Origin of the sequence: Streptomyces sp. NPDC059452 (assembly GCF_042750035.1) — a bacterium.
In the GTDB taxonomy this organism is placed as follows: Bacteria; Actinomycetota; Actinomycetes; order Streptomycetales; family Streptomycetaceae; genus Streptomyces.
Genome location: NZ_JBHYVE010000005.1, coordinates 63,160 through 82,683 on the forward strand (window position 1 = coordinate 63,160; position 19,524 = coordinate 82,683).

The 19,524-nt window shown below is 71.3% G+C and carries 18 protein-coding genes; 5 read left to right on the forward strand and 13 right to left on the reverse strand.

Annotated features, from left to right (window positions below; all coding sequences use genetic code 11):
- Position 1: 1 nt before the first annotated feature.
- Complete coding sequence (locus ACFW9Z_RS09735) at positions 2–316, reverse strand: DUF5955 family protein (protein WP_384637030.1); 315 nt, start codon at positions 314–316, stop codon at positions 2–4.
- Between the two features lie 190 nt (positions 317–506).
- On the opposite strand from ACFW9Z_RS09735, the gene ACFW9Z_RS09740 reads away from it, so the two are divergent.
- Both ACFW9Z_RS09740 and aceB read left to right on the forward strand, forming a co-directional pair.
- Positions 507–1,112 (forward strand): NTP transferase domain-containing protein, encoded by a 606-nt coding sequence (locus ACFW9Z_RS09740; RefSeq protein ID WP_384637033.1) that lies wholly within the window; start codon positions 507–509, stop codon positions 1,110–1,112.
- 269 nt (positions 1,113–1,381) lie between these two features.
- A complete protein-coding gene (aceB, locus tag ACFW9Z_RS09745; protein WP_384637036.1) occupies positions 1,382–3,001 on the forward strand; it encodes a malate synthase A in 1,620 nt (539 codons plus the stop codon).
- 219 nt (positions 3,002–3,220) lie between these two features.
- Here aceB and ACFW9Z_RS09750 read toward each other — a convergent pair whose 3' ends face one another.
- Complete coding sequence (locus ACFW9Z_RS09750) at positions 3,221–4,216, reverse strand: fibronectin type III domain-containing protein (RefSeq protein WP_384637039.1); 996 nt, start codon at positions 4,214–4,216, stop codon at positions 3,221–3,223.
- A 163-nt stretch (positions 4,217–4,379) separates the two neighbouring features.
- On the opposite strand from ACFW9Z_RS09750, the gene ACFW9Z_RS09755 reads away from it, so the two are divergent.
- The gene (locus ACFW9Z_RS09755) at positions 4,380–4,997 is read left to right on the forward strand and encodes a TIGR03086 family metal-binding protein (RefSeq protein WP_384637041.1); all 618 of its coding nucleotides are present in this window, start codon (positions 4,380–4,382) and stop codon (positions 4,995–4,997) included.
- Between the two features lie 14 nt (positions 4,998–5,011).
- On the opposite strand, the gene ACFW9Z_RS09760 is transcribed toward ACFW9Z_RS09755, so the two are convergent.
- From ACFW9Z_RS09760 to ACFW9Z_RS09810, 11 genes are all read right to left on the reverse strand, one after another.
- Complete coding sequence (locus ACFW9Z_RS09760) at positions 5,012–7,195, reverse strand: HEAT repeat domain-containing protein (RefSeq protein ID WP_384637044.1); 2,184 nt, start codon at positions 7,193–7,195, stop codon at positions 5,012–5,014.
- A 193-nt stretch (positions 7,196–7,388) separates the two neighbouring features.
- Complete coding sequence (locus ACFW9Z_RS09765) at positions 7,389–8,072, reverse strand: alpha/beta fold hydrolase (RefSeq protein ID WP_384637047.1); 684 nt, start codon at positions 8,070–8,072, stop codon at positions 7,389–7,391.
- A 96-nt stretch (positions 8,073–8,168) separates the two neighbouring features.
- Positions 8,169–9,500 (reverse strand): nucleobase:cation symporter-2 family protein, encoded by a 1,332-nt coding sequence (locus ACFW9Z_RS09770; protein ID WP_384637533.1) that lies wholly within the window; start codon positions 9,498–9,500, stop codon positions 8,169–8,171.
- Positions 9,501–10,102: 602 nt separating this feature from the next.
- Positions 10,103–11,491: an 8-oxoguanine deaminase gene (locus ACFW9Z_RS09775; RefSeq protein ID WP_384637050.1), complete on the reverse strand. Its 1,389-nt coding sequence runs from the start codon at positions 11,489–11,491 to the stop codon at positions 10,103–10,105.
- A gap of 45 nt (positions 11,492–11,536) precedes the next feature.
- On the reverse strand, positions 11,537–12,970 hold the full coding sequence (locus ACFW9Z_RS09780) for a nucleobase:cation symporter-2 family protein (RefSeq protein ID WP_384637053.1): 1,434 nt from the start codon (positions 12,968–12,970) through the stop codon (positions 11,537–11,539).
- Positions 12,971–13,038: 68 nt separating this feature from the next.
- Positions 13,039–13,962 carry a factor-independent urate hydroxylase gene (gene pucL, locus ACFW9Z_RS09785; protein ID WP_384637056.1) on the reverse strand — a complete coding sequence of 308 codons (924 nt, stop codon included), beginning with the start codon at positions 13,960–13,962 and terminating at the stop codon, positions 13,039–13,041.
- A gap of 7 nt (positions 13,963–13,969) precedes the next feature.
- Positions 13,970–14,359: a hydroxyisourate hydrolase gene (gene uraH, locus ACFW9Z_RS09790; protein WP_384637059.1), complete on the reverse strand. Its 390-nt coding sequence runs from the start codon at positions 14,357–14,359 to the stop codon at positions 13,970–13,972.
- Positions 14,360–14,379: 20 nt separating this feature from the next.
- Complete coding sequence (uraD, locus tag ACFW9Z_RS09795) at positions 14,380–14,916, reverse strand: 2-oxo-4-hydroxy-4-carboxy-5-ureidoimidazoline decarboxylase (protein WP_384637062.1); 537 nt, start codon at positions 14,914–14,916, stop codon at positions 14,380–14,382.
- A 174-nt stretch (positions 14,917–15,090) separates the two neighbouring features.
- Positions 15,091–15,543, reverse strand: a complete 453-nt coding sequence (locus ACFW9Z_RS09800; RefSeq protein ID WP_384637065.1) for a helix-turn-helix domain-containing protein — start codon at positions 15,541–15,543, stop codon at positions 15,091–15,093.
- A complete protein-coding gene (locus tag ACFW9Z_RS09805) occupies positions 15,540–15,791 on the reverse strand; it encodes a hypothetical protein (RefSeq protein WP_384637068.1) in 252 nt (83 codons plus the stop codon). The genes ACFW9Z_RS09800 and ACFW9Z_RS09805 overlap by 4 nt, the downstream gene beginning before the upstream one ends.
- A gap of 74 nt (positions 15,792–15,865) precedes the next feature.
- Positions 15,866–16,705, reverse strand: a complete 840-nt coding sequence (locus ACFW9Z_RS09810; protein ID WP_384637071.1) for a GntR family transcriptional regulator — start codon at positions 16,703–16,705, stop codon at positions 15,866–15,868.
- A gap of 271 nt (positions 16,706–16,976) precedes the next feature.
- Here ACFW9Z_RS09810 and ACFW9Z_RS09815 point away from each other — a divergent pair, with 271 nt between their 5' ends.
- Together ACFW9Z_RS09815 and ACFW9Z_RS09820 are read left to right on the forward strand one after the other, a co-directional pair.
- Entirely contained in the window at positions 16,977–18,395 is a 1,419-nt protein-coding gene (locus ACFW9Z_RS09815; RefSeq protein WP_384637074.1) for a cellulose binding domain-containing protein, read from the forward strand.
- Between the two features lie 216 nt (positions 18,396–18,611).
- A complete protein-coding gene (locus ACFW9Z_RS09820) occupies positions 18,612–19,451 on the forward strand; it encodes a TIM barrel protein (RefSeq protein WP_384637077.1) in 840 nt (279 codons plus the stop codon).
- The last annotated feature ends 73 nt before the right edge of the window (positions 19,452–19,524 follow it).

The following is a 19,524-nucleotide window of genomic DNA, read 5'->3' on the forward strand; positions in this document are numbered from 1 at the left end:
CTCACCCGCGCGGCGGCTCCCCGAAGAGATCGACCGCGTTCCGTACGTCGCGCAGGGCGGCGGCCAGGGCGCTGACCGAGCCGACGGACCCCGCGATCAGCAGTAACGAGCTGCGCATGCGCGGAATCTCCGGGACCCCGCCGAGCGCCATGGCATCGAGTGCCGCGAGCTCCTGCTCGGCGATGGGGCGGTCGGAGAATTCGTAGGAAAGCGAGGCCAGTTCGCGGCGGAGCCGGGAGACGGCTATGCGCAGCTCCGCCACCCTCGGGTCCTCGCCGCTGCCGGTCACCCGCTTCTGCCCCACGCTTCGCAACACAGCACTCCCCCTCGCACGTCCTTGTGCCGGTGTGACCCCCGAACCCCGGGCCGTGGCCAAGTGCCTGGGTTCGTCCGCAAGTTAACGCCATGACAGGCAGTGCGCGCCACTCCACGGACAGAAATCAGGGTGACCCCTGAGAGTGACATGCGTGTCGCGTGTGCGAACGCCTCGGTGGTATCCAGGGCTCATGGCTTCTCAAGCGAAGAACCCCAAGGTGGCGGGGGTGCTGCTCGCCGCAGGCGGCGGCCGGCGGCTCGGCGGACGCCCCAAGGCCCTGCTGGAGCACCGCGGCCGCCCCTTGGTCGAGCACGCCCTGCGGGCGCTGCGCAACGGCGGCTGCGGCCCCCTCCATGTGGTGCTGGGCGCGGCGGCCGAGGAGGTGCGCGCCCGCGCCGATCTGACGGGCTCGGCGGTGACCGTGAACCCGGGCTGGGAGGAGGGCATGGGCTCCTCGCTCCGGCTGGGCCTGGCCGCCCTGACCGGCGCGGGCGCGGACGCGGCGCTCGTCCTGCTGGTGGACCAGCCGGGGATCGGCGCGGAGGCGGTGGCGCGGGTGCGGGGGGCGTACCGGTCGCGGACGAGCCTGGTGGCGGCCTCGTACGACGGGGAGCGCGGCCATCCGGTGCTGTTCGGGGCCGACAGGTGGGCGGACATCGCGGCGGGCGCGGTGGGTGACCAGGGGGCGCGGGCGTATCTGCGGGAGCACCGCGATGCGATCACGCTGGTGGAGTGTTCGGATGTGGCACAGGCGTACGACATCGACACGGCGCAGGACCTGAGCCACCTGGAGTGATCTCGGCCGACCCTCGCAAACACTCCGCGAACCCTCCGTACCCACCCTGGCACGCTGCGCCGCCATCGCCCTGTTTCTGTCGACCCGGAGAATCTCGACATCAACAAACCATTGAACTTCCACCATGAGGAAACTACTATCCACTGGTCAGAAGCCCTCTGAACCTCAGACGGCACCCACGGCCGTATCTCGGAGCCATGGCACGCCGTGCCGTCTCAGGCGACCCGGCGGCCATGAGACGCCGCCGCCCGCTGAAGGAGTGACAGCTCATGTCCGCACCAGCGCCGTCCACGCTGGCCATCGTCGATGCCGAGCCCCTGCCCCGGCAGGAAGAGGTCCTGACCGAGGCGGCCCTCGCGTTCGTGGCCGAGCTGCACCGGCAGTTCACGCCGCGCCGCAATGAGCTGCTCGCCCGGCGCACCGAGCGCCGCGCCGAGATCGCCCGCACCTCCACGCTGGACTTCCTGCCCGAGACGGCGGCGGTCCGCGCGGACGACTCCTGGAAGGTCGCCCCGGCCCCGGCCGCGCTGAACGACCGCCGGGTGGAGATCACCGGTCCGACCGACCGCAAGATGACGATCAACGCCCTGAACTCGGGCGCCCGCATCTGGCTCGCCGACTTCGAGGACGCCTCCGCTCCCACCTGGGAGAACGTGATCCTCGGCCAGCTCAACCTGACCGACGCCTACGAGCGCCGCATCGACTTCACCGACCCGAAGTCGGGCAAGTCGTACGCGCTGAAGCCCGCCGAGGAGCTCGCCACCGTCGTCACCCGCCCGCGCGGCTGGCACCTGGACGAGCGCCACCTCCAGCTGGACGGCGTCCCCGTGCCCGGCGCGCTGGTCGACTTCGGGCTCTACTTCTTCCACAACGCGCAGCGCCTGATCGACCTGGGCAAGGGCCCGTACTTCTACCTCCCCAAGACGGAGTCGCACCTGGAGGCCCGCCTCTGGAACGACATCTTCGTCTTCGCCCAGGACTACGTCGGCATCCCGCAGGGCACGGTCCGCGCGACGGTCCTGATCGAGACGATCACCGCGGCGTACGAGATGGAGGAGATCCTCTACGAGCTGCGCGACCACGCCTCCGGGCTGAACGCCGGCCGCTGGGACTACCTGTTCTCCATCGTCAAGAACTTCCGTGACGGCGGCGCCAAGTTCGTCCTGCCGGACCGCAACGCGGTGACGATGACCGCCCCGTTCATGCGCGCGTACACCGAACTCCTGGTCCGCACCTGCCACAAGCGCGGTGCGCACGCGATCGGCGGCATGGCGGCCTTCATCCCCTCGCGCCGGGACGCCGAGGTCAACAAGGTGGCCTTCGAGAAGGTCAAGGCCGACAAGGACCGCGAGGCGGGCGACGGCTTCGACGGCTCCTGGGTCGCCCACCCGGACCTGGTCCCGATCGCTCTGGCCTCCTTCGACGCGGTCCTCGGCGAGAAGCCCAACCAGAAGGACCGCCTCCGCGAGGACGTCTCGGTGGCGGCGGGCGACCTGATCGCCATCGACACCCTCGACGCCAAGCCCACGTACGACGGCCTGCGCAACGCCGTCGCGGTCGGCATCCGCTACATCGAGGCCTGGCTGCGCGGCCTGGGCGCGGTCGCCATCTTCAACCTGATGGAGGACGCGGCCACCGCCGAGATCTCCCGCTCCCAGATCTGGCAGTGGATCAACGCGGACGTGGTCTTCGAGAACGGCGAACACGCCACCGCCGGCCTGGCCCGCAAGGTCGCCGCCGAGGAACTGGCCGCGATCCGCGCGGAGATCGGCGAGGAGACCTTCACCGCAGGCAAGTGGCAGCAGGCCCACGACCTCCTGCTCCAGGTCTCCCTGGACCAGGACTACGCGGACTTCCTGACCCTCCCGGCATACGAACAACTGCGCTGACCTGCCGGTCGAACCCCCGCCCCGCCCCCGGTACCGCACAGCACCGGGGGCGGGGCGGTCGCCTTTCCGGGGACCTCCTCCCGCAGCCGGACCTCGGCGCCGCTCTCCACCGCGGCCCCGGACGGCGTACACCGGATCGTGTGGGTGGGTGCTCCGCGTGAGGTCGGCGCTGGCCCCGTCCTCCGGGCAGCGGCCGCCGAAAGGGCTGCCCGAGAGGCGTCAGTCCGTCAAGACGATCGTGGGCTGGGCCGAGAAGTCGCCCCACTTGCCGTCCGGGAGCTTGGCCCTGAGCTTTACCGAGTAGCGGGTGCCGGGTGGGTCGGTGAGGGTCAGGCGGTAGGTGGCGCGGCCCTCGGGTGGGGTGCCGCCCCAGACGATGGTGGTGGTCAGCTTGCCGTTGAGGTAGAGCTGGTAGGCGGGGATCACTCCGCCCGTCTCGGGCTGGTCCCAGGACAGGTCGACGGTGAACTCGGCGCCCTCCTTGCCGATCTCGGCGCGCAGTCCGGTGGGGGCGGTGCTCGCGGGGGCGCCGGGGGCCGACTCGGTGGTGAGGTCGAGGGCGTTGCTGTCGGGTGAGGACTTGTCGGAGGCGTCCCGGGCCCGGACCGTGAACGTGTAGACGGTCCCCGGGCGCAGATTCGTGAGCTTCGCCGTCGTCTCGGTGGCCGGGACGCTGTGGATCCGGGAGTCCTCCTGGTAGATGTCGTACGAGGTGACGCCGACGTCGTCCTTGGAGCTGCCCCAGGTGAGGGTGGCCGCGCGGGCTCCGTCGGCGGTGCCCGTCAGTTTCGTGGGGGCGGTGGGCGGCGCGTCGTCCTTGGGCGGGCTGGCCTGGGTGGTGACCGGGACGGCCTTGCTGGGTGCGGAGAGGTTCCCGGCGGCGTCCTTGGACCGGACGGTGAAGGTGTAGTCCGTGGAGGCCTTCAGCCCGTCGACGTCGATCATGTGCTTGGTCGCCGGAACGCTCTTGACCTTGGCCTTGCCCCGGTAGACCTCGTAGCCGGCGACCGTCTTGTTGTCGGAGGCCGCCTCCCACATGACATGCACCGAGGTGGAGCTGCTGGCCTGTGCGGTCACCCCGCTGGGAACGCTGGGGGGCTGTGTGTCGGCTTCGGCGGTGCCGCCGCAGGCGGTGAGGAGGGGGGCGAGGAGCAGGGCGGCGGAACAGGTCAACGCGGCAGATATGTGGGGGCGTTGCACGGTGGTGCCTTCCATCCGGACAGCAATGGTCCAGACCTGTATGACATGGCGCGGGGGTTGCCGACAAGAGGACGGAAAGGAACCTTCCGCTATGTGGTGGTGTGCGCCGCGCCATGGGCGGGACCAGGTGGGCGGCCCTGGGCCGATGAGTTCTCGGCTGTCTGGAGGTCTGCCCTTTATGGACGACAACAGCACCTCTGCCTCCGGCCCCGCTCCTGCCCTCGATCTGGGGCCCGCCGCCCGGCGGGTCGCGGGGCTGCTCGATGCCATCGACGACCGCATGCTGGACGGCCCCACGCCCTGCCCGGACTACGCCGTACGGGAGCTGCTCGGCCATCTGGCCGGGCTGGCCGCCGCCTTCCGTGACGCGGCCCGCAAGGATCTCGGGGCGAGCACGGCCGTCTCCCCGAACGCCTCCCTGCCCGTCCTCGACGACGGCTGGCGCGAGGTGCTGCCCCGGCGGCTGGAGGAGGTGGCCGTGGCCTGGCGCTCCCCCGACGCCTGGACGGGCATGACCCGGGCGGGCGGGGTGGAGCTGCCCGGTGGGGTGGCCGGGGCCGTCGCGCTCGACGAACTCGTCGTCCACGGCTGGGACCTGGCCCGGTCGACCGGGCAGCCGTACGAGGCCGGGGAGGCCGAACTCCGCTCCTGCGAGGCGCTGCTCGCCCCGGCCGATGACGACCCGGACCGCGGGGGCATCTTCGGTCCGCCCGTCCCGGTGCCGGACGACGCCCCGCTGCTGGACCGGGTGATCGGCCTCAGCGGCCGCCGCCCGGACTGGCAGCCGGGAAGCTGAGGGGACCCGCAGGGTCATCCGCCCCGGACCACTGCGCGCACCCTCGCGCGCAGCCGTTCGTCCGCGGCCTCCACCGTGCCCTCCACCCCGGACCTCACCACTCTCAGGTCCCGCTCCGCCAGCCCCATGAGCCGCTTCCGGTGCTCCTCGGACAGCATGGCCACGCCGAGCGCCTCCAAGGCGTCCACCGCCTCGAACGGGGCGGCACCCGCCTCCGCCGCGTCCAGCAGGAGCCCGGCCAGGTGCCCGGTGTCGAGCTCCTCCGGTGTGACGGCGTGCAGGGCTAGCACCGCGGCGGGCACCTGTTCGGGGTCGGTGAGCAGCGCCTTCAGTACGGGGACGAGCGGCCGCGCCGCCGGGCCGAGGTCCGCTGCGGCCCGGGCCGTGCGGATCAGGATCCAGCGCCCCCAGCGCAGGTCGTCGGCGCCGAGGATGCCGGCCAGCACCTCCACCGCGTCCGCCGCGTCGCCGGTGATGCGGTGGAGGGCGGTGGCGATCGCGGTGTCGGCGTCCATCTGCGGAAAGGTGCGCCGGGTGCCGGGGGCGTTGAGCGCGCCTCGGAGCACGGGAGCGAGCGGCAGGGCGGCGGGCCCGACGGCGGCAACGGCCGTCGCCGCCTCGCGTATCCCGTCCCCGCTTCCCCCGGCGCCCGCGGTGAGCCGCTCCGCGATCAGGGGCAGCAGCAGGCTGTGATCACCGGTCAGTTGGTGGAGCGCGCGGGCCGCCCCGATCCGGTCGTCCGCCGGGCCGGTCCGGGCGCGCGTCCGCAACGCGTCCGCCACCTCGGGGTGCTGACCGGGCGGACAGACGGAGGCCAGCACCCGGGGCAGCAGTCCGGGGAAGGCGGGCAGCGCGGCGAGCAGTTCGGGGACGGCGGCGGCCGCGGCCGGGCCCCAGGCCGTGAGCAGCGCCGCCAGCCGGAAGGGGGTGCGGCCGCCGGGCTCCATCGTGCCGAGCCTCTTCCGGACCGCCGCCAGCAGCTCGGGGTCGTACGGCACGCCCGGCAGGGACCCGGCGGGCCCGCCGCAGGCCGCTTCGAGCGCCCGGGGGCGCCGCTCCAGGTCCCGGGCGATCAGGGGCGCGGCCCGTTCCGGAGCGACGGCGACCAGCGCTTCGAGGGCGCGGTCCGCACCGTCGCCCTCGCCCGACGCACGTACCGCCAGCGTGTCGGCGGCGGGAGCCCCGCACGGGCCGAGCTTCCCGAGCGCCGACAGCGCACCGGACGCGTCACCCGCCCCGTCCGCCGCGGCCCCGTCGACCGCAGCCGCCGATATCAGCGCGGGGACCAGCCGCGCGGGCGCGCTGCGGGAGAGCTCGCACGCGTCCCTGGCCGCCCACACCGCCTCGGCGCGGGCCTCCGGATCATCGCCGCGCAGCGCGGCATCGAGCAGCGCGAACACCGCTTCCCGGTCCGCCCCGGTGTCCCGGAGGAGCAGGGTGACGGTGATGTGGTGCAGGGGCTCCCTGCGGGCGAGGTCGAACCGGTCGGTGAGGAGGCGGTCCAGGGGAAGCAGGGCCAGCGCCGCATCGTGGTGGGCCCGGGTCCACGGCAGCCCGATGTCCACGCAGGCCAGCACGGCCGCGATCCGCAGCTCCGGCGGGCTGTCCGGGCCGACGGCCTCCGCCGCCGCCGAAGCGGTGCCATGGGGGTCCAACCGGGCCAGGGCCGACAGGAGTTCCGCGCGGACCAGCGGGTCGCTCTCGACGGCGGCCCGGTCGCGGAGCACCGGCACGGCGGGGCCGGCCGCAGCCGCTCCCGTCGCCCCCACCGCCCAGGCCGCAGACTGGCGTACGGCATGGTCCTCGTGTCCCACCGAGGCCAGCAGCAGCGGCAGTTGTGCGACGGCGGCCCGGCGGCAGGCCACCTCGTCGCTCTCCGGGAGCGCGGCCTTCCCGTCCGGGTCCGCGCCGCCCTCCGCTATCCCGCCGATCAGCAGGAGCACATCCGGCGTGCGGATGCCCGCCGCGGCTATCCGGGCCAGGAACGGCACCGCCTTCGCCGACGCCTCGTACACCGAGCCCTGGTGCAGGATGCTGCCGTACAGCTCGCTCTGCGCCTCCTCGGCCGCCGCGTCGTCGTCCCCGGCGAGGGCGCGCAGGCAGTCGGGGACGTCCTCGGCGCTGCCGTAGGCGTGGGTGTAGGAGGCCCAGGGCTGGGCGTCCAGCTCGGCAAGGAACAGGGCACGGTCGAAGTCCATGGTGCCGATGGTGACAGCCACCACTGACAACGCCCTGCCGACGCCCCTGACCTGCACCGCAGCCCGACGCCGTACTGGACGGAGCTGACTCACCCCGCCGACCGGCCCCGGTCTCGCCCGGCCTGACTCGCCCAACTCCCCCGGCCGGACCCGCCTGACCCACCCCGCACACCCCCAGCCGGGCGCACGCGCCTCAGCTCGTGAAGAACTCCGTGATGTGCGCCGCCACCTGGTCGGCCCGGGTCTCGTGCATGCGGTGGCCGCCCGGGACCGTGATCAGCCGGCAGTCCGGGATCAGGGAGGCCATGTCGGCCTGGCGCTCCTGGGGCATACGGCTCTCCGGGCCGCCGGTGATGATCATCGTGGGGGACACGATCTCGCCGAGGCCCTCCGCCGCGTCCGGTCCGGGGTCGGCGAGCTGGTCCCGTACGGCGGGCACCGCGTTCTCGTCGTAGTCCACCGGGCCCTCCGGCCGCCCCGCCGGGCCCGGGTCGCCGGGGAACGGGGCCGGGGTCTCCACCAGCACCAGCCGCTCCACCCGGTCGGAGTGCTCATGGGCCACCAGCCGGGCGACCACCCCTCCCATGCCGTGGCCCACCAGGCCCACCCGGTTGAGCTCCAGCTCGTCGAGGAAGCCCACGACGTCCTCGGCCATCAGCTCCAGGTCGTACTCGTCGGGCCAGTCGCTCTCGCCGTGGCCGCGCAGGTCCAGCGCGAAGACCCGCCACTCCTGGCCCAGCAGGGAGCCGGCCGCCTCCCAGTTCGCGGCGGAACCGCCGAGGCCGTGCAGCAGCACGACGGGCGAGCCGAACGCGTCGCCCCAGGTCCGGTACGCGAGGCGCACATCGCCGACATCCACAACTGACTGATCTTCCATACCCCTGACGCTACAGCTGCCGGGCGGCCGTCCGCTCCACGGCCCCGGCCCGGTGAGACCGCGCGGGGGTCTCACCGGGCCGGGGCCAGCAGGGGGTCAGTGGACGCCCACCCCGGTGGCCGCCGGGACCACGTGTTCGCCGTTCGCAGGCTCCTCGTCCTCCACGTCCGGCCTGCGGCCGAGGTGGTTGAAGGCGAGGTTCAGCACGATGGCCACCACACAGCCGGTCGAGATGCCCGAGTCGAGGACGACCAGCAGGCTCTCCGGGAAGCCGTGGTAGAACTGCGGCGCCGCGATCGGGATCAGGCCGATACCGAGGGCCGCCGCCACGATCAGCGCGTTCTCGCCCTTCTCCAGGGCGGCGGTGGCCAGGGTCTGGATGCCGCTGGACGCGACCGTACCGAAGAGGACGATGCCCGCGCCGCCGAGCACCGGCAGCGGTACGAGGGCGATGACGGAGGCGGCGATCGGGACCAGGCCGAGCACGATGAGGATGCCGCCGCCCGCCGCGACGACGAAGCGGCTGCGGATCTTCGTCATGGCGACCAGGCCCACGTTCTGGGCGAAGGCGCTGCACATGAAGCCGTTGAAGATCGGGCTGATGGCGCTGCCCAGGGTGTCGGCGCGCAGCCCGCCCTCGATGATCTTCTCGTCCGCCGGCCGGCCGACGATCTTCCCGAGGGCCAGCATGTCGGCCGTGGACTCGGTCATGCAGACGAGCATCACGATGCACATGGAGATGATGGCGGCGATCTCGAACTGCGGGCCGCCGAACGCGAACGGTGTCGGGAAGCCGACCACGTCGGCGTTCTTGATGGCGCTGAAGTCGGTGATGCCCGCCGGGATGGCGATCAGGGTGCCGATGACCAGGCCGAGCAGGATCGCGATCTGCTGGAGGAAGCCGCGCAGCAGCTTGCGCAGGGCCAGCACGATCACCAGGGTCACGGCGGCCATGGTGATGTTGGTCATCGAACCGTAGTCGTCCGCCGCCGCGTTGCCGCCCTGGGACCAGTTGAAGGCGACCGGCAGAAGCGAGACACCGATCAGGGTGATGACGGTGCCGGTGACGACCGGTGGGAAGAAGCGGACGAGTTTGCAGAAGTAGGGGGCGAGGACGAAGCCGAGCAGGCTCGCGACGATGATCGCGCCGAAGATCACGGCGATGCCGTCGTGTCCCCGGTCCTTGCCGATCGCGATCATCGGGGCGACCCCGGCGAACGAGACGCCGTTGACGAAGGGCAGCCGGGCGCCGACCTTCCAGAAGCCGATGGTCTGGAGCAGGGTGGCGATGCCCGCGGTGAAGAGGCTCGCCCCCATCAGGAAGGCGGTCTCCTTGGCGGTGAGGCCGACGGCGGGCCCCACGATCAGGGGTGGTGCCACCACCCCTGCGTACATCGCGGCCACGTGCTGGAGGCCGCTGGTGAACATCTTCAGGGGCGGGAGGGTCTCGTCAACCGGATGTTTCCGGCCGTCCGATGCTGTTTCCACGACGGTGTCGTCCGTCGCTCCGAGGGCGGCTGTGTCTGCGTATGCGTCTTTGCGAAACCTGGGCTTGTTGGCGGCCACGGCGGTTCCTCCGGTCGGTTACACGTCGTCGGCGACGTGGGTGTCAGGGAGGTGGTGCGTAAGTGGTGCGGTGGTGCGGCTCTCTCAGGTGGTGCAGGCCGTACGGAGGGGGGTGCGGGAACGCACGGGTCGGGGTGCGTGCGGGCAGCGTTCATCACCGGTCCGGCGGCGCCCACCATCGGGTGTGCGTCCGCCGGACCGGCTGCCGCGGACCCCGCTCGGGTCCACGGCGGCCGGTCTCGGGCCGTCCCCCTCGACCGGCCGGTCGGGGTACCGCCGGGGTTGTTCTGCAGCTGCCCGGCGGTTCAGGTGTTCCGCCGGGGATCACTGCCGTCCCGGCGGTTCGGGTGTTCCGCCGGGATCAGTGGCTGCCCCGCGGCTCAGCGGGGGTCAGTGACTGCCTGACGGCTCAGCGGTTCCGCCGGGATCAGTGACTGCCCAGCAGTTCAGCGGTTCCGCCGGAGTCAGGCCCCGGCGGCGATCTGCGCGAGGCGGCGGGCCTCGTCGCGGGTGGTACGGGCGATGGCGTCCTCGTCCACCGTGGTGAGCCGGCTGCCCTCGACGACCGGCTTGCCGTCGACGAGGGAGAGGGTCACCGGGGCGGCCGCGCCGAAGACGAGCGCGGTCACCGGGTCGGCGATCGAGGAGTGGGCCAGGGTGTCCAGCTTCCACAGCACGAGGTCGGCGAGCTTGCCGGCCTCCAGGGAGCCGATCTGGTCGGCGCGGCCCAGTACTTGGGCCCCGCCGAAGGTCCCGAGGCGCAGGGCCTGACGGGCGTTCAGGGCGGCCTCGCGGTGGGCGCCGAGGCGGTTGATGAGGAGGGCGTTGCGCAGCTCGGTGTGGAGCTCGCCGGACTCGTTGGAGGCGGTGCCGTCCACGCCGAGGCCGACCGGGACACCGGCGGCGAGCATGTCGGGGACCCGGGCGATCCCGGCGGCCAGGCGGGCGTTGGAGGAGGGGCAGTGGGCGACGCCCGTTCCCGTACGGGCGAAGGCGGCGATGTCGGAGTCGTTCATGTGGACGCAGTGCGCCATCCACACATCACTGCCGAGCCAGCCGGTGGACTCGAAGTAGTCGGTCGGGCCCATCCCGAACAGCTCCTTGCAGAACTGCTCCTCCTCGACGGTCTCGGACCCGTGGGTGTGCAGCCGTACGTTCTTGCGCCGGGCCAACTCCGCACCCTGGCGCATCAGTTCGGTGGAGACCGAGAAGGGCGAGCAGGGGGCGACGGCGACCTGGGTCATGGCGTCGAAGGAGGCGTCGTGGTGGGCGTCGATGGTGGCCTCGGTGGCGGCGAGCGCGCCCTCCAGGGTCTCGACGGCGAAGTCCGGCGGCAGGCCGCCGTCCTTCTCGCTGCGGTCCATGGAGCCCCGGGCGAGGGTGAACCGTACGCCCATCTCCCGGGCGGCCCCGATGATGGCGCCGGACAGGTCGCCGGAGCCCTTCGGGAAGACGTAGTGGTGGTCCATCGCTGTGGTGACGCCGCCCCGGGCCATCATGGCGAGCGAGCCCTGCGCGGCGGCGCGGGCCATCGGCTCGTCGATGCGCGCCCAGGTCGGGTAGAGGGCGACCAGCCAGTTGAAGAGGTTGTGGTCGGTGGCCAGGCCCCGGGTGATCCACTGGTAGAAGTGGTGGTGGGTGTTGACCAGGCCGGGGGTGGCGAGGTGCCCGGTGGCGTCGATGCGCCGGACGACCCCGGTCAGGCCCTCCGGTGCCTTGCCCGCGCCGACGGACTCGATGCGGTTGTCCGCCACGACGATGTACCCGGAGGCGTACTCCGTGTCGTGGGCGTCGACGGTGGCGATCGAACAGTTCTCGATGACGGTGCGCTGAGGGTCTGCCGAAGCTGCCATGGTGCTTCCTTCTTCTCTCTGTGGCGATGTGGGCACGGCAGGACCCTAGGAGGATTTGAGTGCCACAGCGGGGCGGCTGTGGGTGCCGAGATGGTGGAAGAACAGGTTGAGCACGACCGCGACCAGTGCTCCCGCACTGATCCCGGAGCCGAGGACGGTCTGCGCCCAGGCCGGGAATCCGGCGTAGAAGGCGGGCGCGGCGAGCGGGATGATGCCCGCGCCGAGCGCCACCGCGACCAGGATGATGTTGGAGCTGTCGTCGAGCCCGGCTTCGGAGAGCGTACGGATACCACTCACCGCGATGGAGCCGAAGAGGACGATGCCGGCACCGCCGAGGACGGGCATCGGGACGAGCGAGACGACCGCGCCGAGTACGGGGAAGGCTCCCAGGACCAGCAGGGCGCCGCCCGCCGCCGCGACGACGTACCGGCTGCGCACGCGGGTCAGCGAGACGACGCCGACGTTCTGGGCGAAGGCGCTGGTGGGGAAGCCTCCGAAGACCGGGCCGAGCAGGGTGGCGATGCCGTCCGTACGCAGGCCCCGGGTGATCGTACGGCCGTCGGTGCGGCGTTCGCAGATCTCGCCGAGGGCCAGCATGCCGGCCGAGGACTCCGTCATCAGGACGAGCATGACGATGCAGAGGGAAAGGATCGCGGCGGGGTGGAACTCCGGCGTTCCGAAGGCGAAGGGGGTCGGCAGGGCGGCGAGCGGTGCGGACCTCAGCGCGGAGAAGTCGGCGAGTCCGAACGGGATCGCGGCCAGCGTGCCGACGAACATGCCCACCAACAGGGCCACTTGCTTGAGGAAGCCGCGGCCGAAACGCTGGACGAGCAGGATGACGACGAGGGTGAAGGCGGCCAGGGCAAGGTACTTCATCGCGCCGAAGTCGGCGGCGGTGGCGTCGCCGCCCTGCGCCCAGGCGATCGGCACGGGCATGAGGGTGACGCCGATGAGGGTGATGACCACGCCCGTGACGAGCGGCGGGAAGAAGCGCAGCAGCCTGCCGAAGAACGGTCCGACCGTCAGGCAGAAGGCTCCGGCGACGAGCACCGCCCCGTAGATCGCGGGGAGTTGGTGTCCGGGCGCGGTGGTCTCGGCGATGGCGAGCATCGGGGCGATACCGGCCGACGACGCCGCGTTCACGAACGGCAGCCGGTTCCCGGCGAAGGTGCCGAGGCCGATGGTCTGGAGGAGGGTGGCGAGTCCGGCGATCAGGAGGCTCGCGGCGATGAGCCGGGTCATTCCGGCGGTGTCCAGGCCGACGGCCTGGCCGATGATCAGCGGAGGGGTGACGACGCCCGCGTACATGGCGGCGATGTGCTGGAGCGCGGCGGGAACGAGCCGCGCGGGAGGAAGCTTCTCATCCACCGGGTGAACTGCGACCGGATGAACTGCGGTCGAGTGGGCTTCGACCGGGTGAACTGCCTTGGCAGTGAGGGGTTTCGGGCCTTCGGCCGGCCCCGTTGCAGGCTGTGCCATGGGTGATTCCTCCGGGATGACCCGCCCCCGCCCGACTGCGGACGGACGGGGGCAGGTTCAGTGCCGCGTCAGAGGTTGGTCATGTCGACCGGGATCTTTGGCTCGACGCCGTCCCGGAGCACGGTGGCCTCGATCAGACCGTAGGGACGGTCCGCCGCGAAGTAGACCTCATTGTCGTTCTTGAGGCCGAACGGTTCGAGATCCACCAGGAAGTGGTGGTTGTTCGGCAGCGAGAAGCGGATCTCGTCGATCTCGCTGCGGCTGTTGATGATCCGCGAACCCATCTGGTACAGGGTCTGCTGGAGCGAGAGGGAGTAGGTCTCGGCGAAGGCCTGGAGCATGTGCTTGCGCGCCTGCTCGTAGGACTTCTCCCAGTTCGGCATGCGCTGTTCGTCGCTGGTCCAGTTGTAGCGCCAGCGCGCGGAGACGTCGGTCGCCAGGATGCGGTCGTACGCCTCCTTCAGCGTCGTGTACTTGTCCTTGACGTAGCCCCAGAACTCGGAGTTGGTCGAGTTCATCACCGTGAGGTCCTTGAGGCCCGAGATGACCTCCCAGTTCTCACCGTCGTAGGTGATCTGGGAGACGCGGGTCTCCTGGCCCTTGCGGGCGAAGGAGTGCCTGACCTCGTCGGCGCCGATGAACTTGGAGTTGCCGTCGGAGGTCGCGATGCGCTCCCAGGCGTACTCCTCGATCCGGATCCGCGCCCGGTGGATCGGCTCCTGGGAGGAGACGAAGTGGCGGGCGAGGTGGATGCCGAACTGCTCGGCGGACTCGATCCCGTGCTCCTTGGCGAACGCGAACACCGTGTTCTTGGTGGTGTCGGTCGGCAGGACGTTGGCGTTGGAGCCGGAGTAGTGGACGTCGTCCATGTCGCCGGAGAGGGCGACCGAGACGTTCAGGTCCTTGATGTGGTGGGTGTCGCCGTCCCGCGTGATCTTTACGACGCGGTTCTCTGCTTTGCCGTACTGGTTCTGGCCGAGAATCGTGGGCATGTCGGTGCTAGCTCCCTCGGTAAACGGAGTAGCCGAACGGGTTGAGCAGCAGCGGTACGTGATAGTGCTCGCCCGGGACGACCGCGAACGCGATGGTCACCTCCGGGAAGAACGCGCCGCTGTCCCTTACGCGGGGGGCGTCCTGCTGCGCCTCGGCTTGCTTCTTGGAAAAGTACGTCTCGGTGTCGAAGTCGAGACGTACATGGGTGGTGCCTTCCGGCAGGGCCGGCAGGTCCTTGCAGCGCCCGTCCGCATCGGTCGCGGAGGCTCCGAGCACCACGTACGGCGAGCCGCTGCCGCTGCGGGCGGCGAGCGAGACGGCGACGGACGCGGCGGGGCGGCCGATGCTGGTGTCCAGGATGTGGGTGGACACCGATGCGGTCGTGTCGGTACTCAAGACCGTCACTCTCCTAGATCTCAAGAGTCCTGTGCGGGAGCTTCCTCTGCGAGGGTCTCCCGTACGAGACGGGTCAGCCGGATGCGGTTGATCTTGCCCAGTTCGGTGCGCACGATCTCCTGCTCCTGCTCGGGCGAGTTCCCGATCCGGGACTTCACCGCGTCGCGCATCTGCTCACCGGTGGCGCCGGTGGCACAGATCAGGAAGACATGTCCGAACCGCTCCTGGTAGGCCAGGTTCAGTTCGAGCATCTCGGTCTTGAGCTCCTCGGAGGCGCCGGCCATCCCCCGCTGCTCGCGGGAGGAGGTCGGGTCACCGGGGATCGGGCGGCCGATCGGCGGGTGGCCCGCCATCGCCTCGGCCAGGTCCTCCGAGGTGAGCTCGGCCATGGCGGCGTCGCTCGCGGAGAGCAGGGCTTCCTCGGTGGCGTACGGACGGCCGGCGAGGACGGTCTCCCCCCAGGCCGCACTGGCACAGACCTCGTGCAGCGCGGGGGTGGCCTCGCCGTCCGCCAGGATGTTGAACCGGGTGAGGCCCGGTGTGGAGCTCGAAGTCACGGGAGCCTCCGTGGCTGTTTTTCGCTGTGCGTTGTTCGGGCTGCGGATAGCTAACGCCCTCCGCAACACGACGTCAACACTTTGTTGAAATCTCGCGAACGGAGAAAGCCGCCGTCCCGGCATGCGGACGGCGGCTTTCCTGTGTGTTCGGCGGGTTCGGCGCGTTCGGGCCAACTACTCACCCTTGGCCGAATGTTCCCGGTTCAGGTAGTTGTACACGGTGAACCTCGAAACCCCCAGGGCACCGGCCACGGTCTCCACCCCATGTCGTACGGAGAAGGCACCGCGTGCCTCCAGGGTCCGGACGACGGACTGCTTGGCCTTCCGGTCCAGGTCGGCGAGCGGCATCCCGTGCCGTCTCTCCAGCGCGGCGAGGATGTGGTCCAGCGAGTCGGAGAGCTGGGGCAGCCGTACGGCTATGACGTCCCGGCCCTCCCACGCGAGCACCACATCGTCCGGCTGGGCCTGCTCGGGGCCCAGCAGCTCGGCGCCCATCGCGTCCACAAGCGGCTTCACGGCCGATACGAAGGGGTGGTCGACGGTGACCGGAGGGTGACCGGCGGGATCGGCGGCTGCCGTGGGGTCAGCGGAAGAGGCGGCCGGGGGGCGGTCGGCGGATTCGGTCACCGTACCTCCTCCCCGATCACGTTGACCTGGAGCGAGACCCGGGTGGCGCCCAAGGCCAGGGCCCGGCGCAGCAGGGAGTCCACGGCGGTCAGGACCTCGTCCGCGCCCCCTTCCGCCGTATTGCCGAACGGGCCGACGTCCACGGCGTCGAGCTCGGCGCTCTGGATGACCTCGCGGGCCACCACCGCGTGGGCGGGTGCCTCGTCGAGATCGAAGGGCTCGGTGGTGAATTCCACCCTCAAGCGCACGGTGCCTCCCTGATGTCCTCGCCGCGGGTGCGGGCTCCGCGCGGCTCGGCCACGACTGTAACCGCGGCCGGAGGTCAGCCGCCCGCCTGGATGTCCCCCCTGGTGGAGGAGGTGATCGCGTCGCCGTGCGCGAAATCGCCGGGCGGGATGCCCGGGTGGTGGCCCTCCCGGTCCGGGGCGACCTCGGCGGCCGGGCCCAGGGCGAGGCGGGAGACGATCCGGTAGCGGTCGCCCCGGTAGAGCGAGTGGACGTACTCCACCGGGCGGCCCGTGGTGTCGGAGGTCAGCCGTTCGAAGAGCAGGGCCGGGGAGAGCTCGGGGACGTCGAGCAGCCCGGCCTCGGCGCGGGTGACGACGGTGGGCTCGATCGCCTGGACCGCCTCGTGGACGTGCACGCCGTGGGTGGTGCGCAGATGCTCGTACAGGTCGCCGCTCTCCAGCTCCTGCGCGCTGAGGCCGGGCACCAGCTCGGCCCGGATGTGCAGGTGCTCGATGGCCATCGGCGCCCCGTCGACCAGCCGCAGCCGTGCCACGTAGACGATCTCGGCGGCGGGTGACATCCGCAGCTTGCGGCCGACCCGGGCGCCCGCCTGGAGGGTGGTGAACTCCAGCAGCCGGCTCGACCAGGCACCCGCCGCCTGCGGCACGGTCAGCGCCCGGCCCCCCGCCACCAGCTCCTGGGTGATCTTGGCGGGCGCGACGAACATGCCCCGGCCGTGTTCGCGCACCAGGAGTCCGGCGGCGACCAGCTCGTCGACCGCCGCGCGCACGGTGGGGCGCGAGACGCCGAGCAGGGCGCACAGGGCACGCTCCGAGGGGATCGCGTCGCCGGGGCTGCGCGACTCGATCAGCTCCAGCACGGCATCGCGGGTCCGCTCCCGTTTGAGCACCGTCCCCGGCGCATCCGCCTCCATGCGCTCCCCTCTCGGCCTCTCGACGGGCCTGCTTTTCTTACCAGTTGACCGAACGACCCGACCAACTGGCTTGCTGGTCAGGGGCAGTATAACGCTCACGACCCGTGGGCGGGCGGGTCCCATCACGCACATTTCACCAAATGGCTTTCATATAAGGGGGGTTGACTGCCCTCATTGGTCTATGCCACCTTCAACCCCCGTCGGAAGGCGAGCTGACCAGTGGACCGAACTGGTCAGGTTCCCGGCGACCGCCCCGGAGAGGAACACCCCCATGAACAGACCGGCCGAGACCCGCCGCAGAGGCAGAAGAAGATCCGGACTCCGCACCGCCCTGGCCTCCGCCGCCGCCGTGACCCTGGCCGCCACCGGGCTCGCCGCCATCCCGTCCTCGGCGGTCGCCGCGGCGGACGGGCTCGTCGTGCAGTACCGGACGACCACGTCCGGGGCGACGACCTACGAGAGCGAGCCCTGGCTGAAGGTACGGAACGCCGGCTCCACCTCCGTACCGCTGAGCAGCGTCAAGGTGCGGTACTACTTCAAGGCCGACTCGGCCTCCGCCGCGTACCGTTTCGCCTGCTCCTGGGCGGTGAAGGGGTGCGCGAACATCACCGGCACGTTCGGGACGCCTGCCTCCCCGACGGCCACGGCGGACCGGTATCTGGAGATCGGCTTCACCCCGGGCGCGGGTTCGCTGGCGCCGGGGGCGGACTCCGGTGACCTGCAACTCCGGTTCCACCAGACGTCCTGGGGCCCGCTCCTCCAGTCCGACGACCACTCCTTCGGCCCGCAGCAGTCCGCGTACGGCGACTGGTCGAAGGTGACGGCCCATGTGAACGGCTCGACCGTGTGGGGCGAGGCACCCGGGGGCGACGGGCCGGCCGACCCGCCCGTGCTCTTCGACGATTTCAACTACAGCTCGCACACCGACCCGAGGCTGCAGGCGAACGGCTGGAGCGTACGGTCCGGCTCGGGCGGCCCGGGACTGTTCGGCGCGACCTGGGACCCGTCGGGCGTCACCTTCGCCTCGCAGGGCGGGAATTCGGTGATGAACCTGGAGGCGTCGACGGCGGGCACGGCGGCTTCGACGAAGCACACCGAGTTCTCGACGCGGTCGATGAAGTTCAAGAACGGGACGTACGCCTCCCGGGTGAAGTTCACCGACGCCCCGCGCTCGGGGCCGGACGGCGACCACATCGTGCAGACGTTCTTCGCGATCAACGACCTGACCGCGCCGATGGCGGACGACTACGCGGAGTACGACTTCGAGTACCTGCCGAACGGCGGCTGGGGCGAACCGGCCAACATCCTCTACGCCACCTCCTGGGAGACCTACCGGCCCGAACCGTGGGAGACGGTGAACGCGCACACCGTGGACCGGCGTTCGTACGCGGGCTGGCGCGACCTGGTGGTGACCATCGACGACGACGAGATCACGTACTACGTCGACGGGGAGCACTTCGCGACGCACGGGGCGGACTATCTGCCCGAGCGGCCGATGGTGATCGCCTTCAACCACTGGCTGATCGACCTGGCGGGGCAGCCGAGCACCACGCCCCGCGCCTACGACCAGCAGGTGGACTACGTCCTGCATGTGAAGGACCAGGTGCTCACCCCCGCGCAGGTCAACGCGATGGTCGGGGCGTACCGCAGTGCGGGGACCACGTTCGAGGACACGGTCCCGGCCGGGTGAGGGAGGCGCGTACGGCGTGAGAGCCGGGCGGGGCGGGGGTCGACGGCGGCCCCCGCCCCGCTTTCGTATGCCCGAAGGGGCTCCTGCCACCGATTCCGTACGCCGCCGACCGGGGCGAATTTCGCGGCACCCCCTTGACAGTCCCGCCACCCGCCGGGCAATCTTCCGTTAAGCAGAAACTAACTTCCGCAATACGGAAGGAGCGCCGAAACCCTCATGGGATACCCGGACCAGCGCTTCGATGTGAACCTTTCGATCCTCTTCACGGAACTCCCGCTCCTGGAGCGTCCCGCGGCAGCCGCCGCGGCGGGCTTCACGGCGGTCGAGCTGTGGTGGCCCTGGATCGAGACCCCCACCCCGCCGCAGGCGGAGCTCGACGCCCTCAAGAAGGCGCTCGACGACGCGGGCACCCAGCTGGTGGGGCTGAACTTCTACGCCGGACAGCTGCCCGGCCCCGACCGCGGCGCGCTCTCCGTGCCCGGCACGGAGTCGGACCGCTTCCGGGCCAACATCGAGGTGGCGGCCGACTTCGCCGCCTCGGTCGGCTGCACGGCGCTCAACGCGCTGTACGGCAACCGCGTCGAGGGCGCGGACCCGGTGGTGCAGGACGCGCTCGCCCTGGAGAACCTGGTGCTGGCCGCCCGCGCGGCGGACCGCATCGGGGCGATCCTCCTGGTCGAGACCCTCAACAAGCCGGAGTCGCCGCTCTATCCGCTGGTCAGCGCACCGGCCGCGATCGAGGTCGTCGACAAGGTCAACGCGGCGACGGGCCTGGGGAACGCCAAGTTCCTGCTGGACCTGTACCACCTGTCGATGAACGGCGAAAACCTGGGCCAGGTCATCAAGGCGTACGCCGCCAAGACCGGCCACGTCCAGATCGCCGACAACCCGGGGCGCGGCGCGCCGGGTACCGGCTCGCTCCCGCTGGAGCGGCTCCTCGACGAGCTGAAGGACGCCGGTTACACGGGCAGGGTCGGCCTGGAGTACAAGCCGGGCGACCGGCCGAGCGCGGACTCCTTCGACTGGCTCCCGGTCTCCGCCCGAGCGGCCGGCTGACCGGCCCCCTCGCTGCGGACGGGCCGGGGCGGCCACGGCGTCGCGCCCAACCCCCTTACGTACACACGTTTTT

Coding starts and splice junctions, on each gene's coding strand:
- ACFW9Z_RS09740 (WP_384637033.1), top strand. CDS start 507: ATGGCTTCTCAAGCGAAGAACCCCAAGGTGGCGGGGGTGCTGCTCGCC.
- aceB (WP_384637036.1), top strand. CDS start 1,382: ATGTCCGCACCAGCGCCGTCCACGCTGGCCATCGTCGATGCCGAGCCC.
- ACFW9Z_RS09750 (WP_384637039.1), bottom strand. CDS start 4,216: ATGGAAGGCACCACCGTGCAACGCCCCCACATATCTGCCGCGTTGACC.
- ACFW9Z_RS09755 (WP_384637041.1), top strand. CDS start 4,380: ATGGACGACAACAGCACCTCTGCCTCCGGCCCCGCTCCTGCCCTCGAT.
- ACFW9Z_RS09760 (WP_384637044.1), bottom strand. CDS start 7,195: ATGGACTTCGACCGTGCCCTGTTCCTTGCCGAGCTGGACGCCCAGCCC.
- ACFW9Z_RS09765 (WP_384637047.1), bottom strand. CDS start 8,072: ATGGAAGATCAGTCAGTTGTGGATGTCGGCGATGTGCGCCTCGCGTAC.
- ACFW9Z_RS09770 (WP_384637533.1), bottom strand. CDS start 9,500: ATGTTCACCAGCGGCCTCCAGCACGTGGCCGCGATGTACGCAGGGGTG.
- ACFW9Z_RS09775 (WP_384637050.1), bottom strand. CDS start 11,491: ATGGCAGCTTCGGCAGACCCTCAGCGCACCGTCATCGAGAACTGTTCG.
- ACFW9Z_RS09780 (WP_384637053.1), bottom strand. CDS start 12,970: ATGGCACAGCCTGCAACGGGGCCGGCCGAAGGCCCGAAACCCCTCACT.
- pucL (WP_384637056.1), bottom strand. CDS start 13,962: ATGCCCACGATTCTCGGCCAGAACCAGTACGGCAAAGCAGAGAACCGC.
- ACFW9Z_RS09810 (WP_384637071.1), bottom strand. CDS start 16,705: ATGGAGGCGGATGCGCCGGGGACGGTGCTCAAACGGGAGCGGACCCGC.
- ACFW9Z_RS09815 (WP_384637074.1), top strand. CDS start 16,977: ATGAACAGACCGGCCGAGACCCGCCGCAGAGGCAGAAGAAGATCCGGA.
- ACFW9Z_RS09820 (WP_384637077.1), top strand. CDS start 18,612: ATGGGATACCCGGACCAGCGCTTCGATGTGAACCTTTCGATCCTCTTC.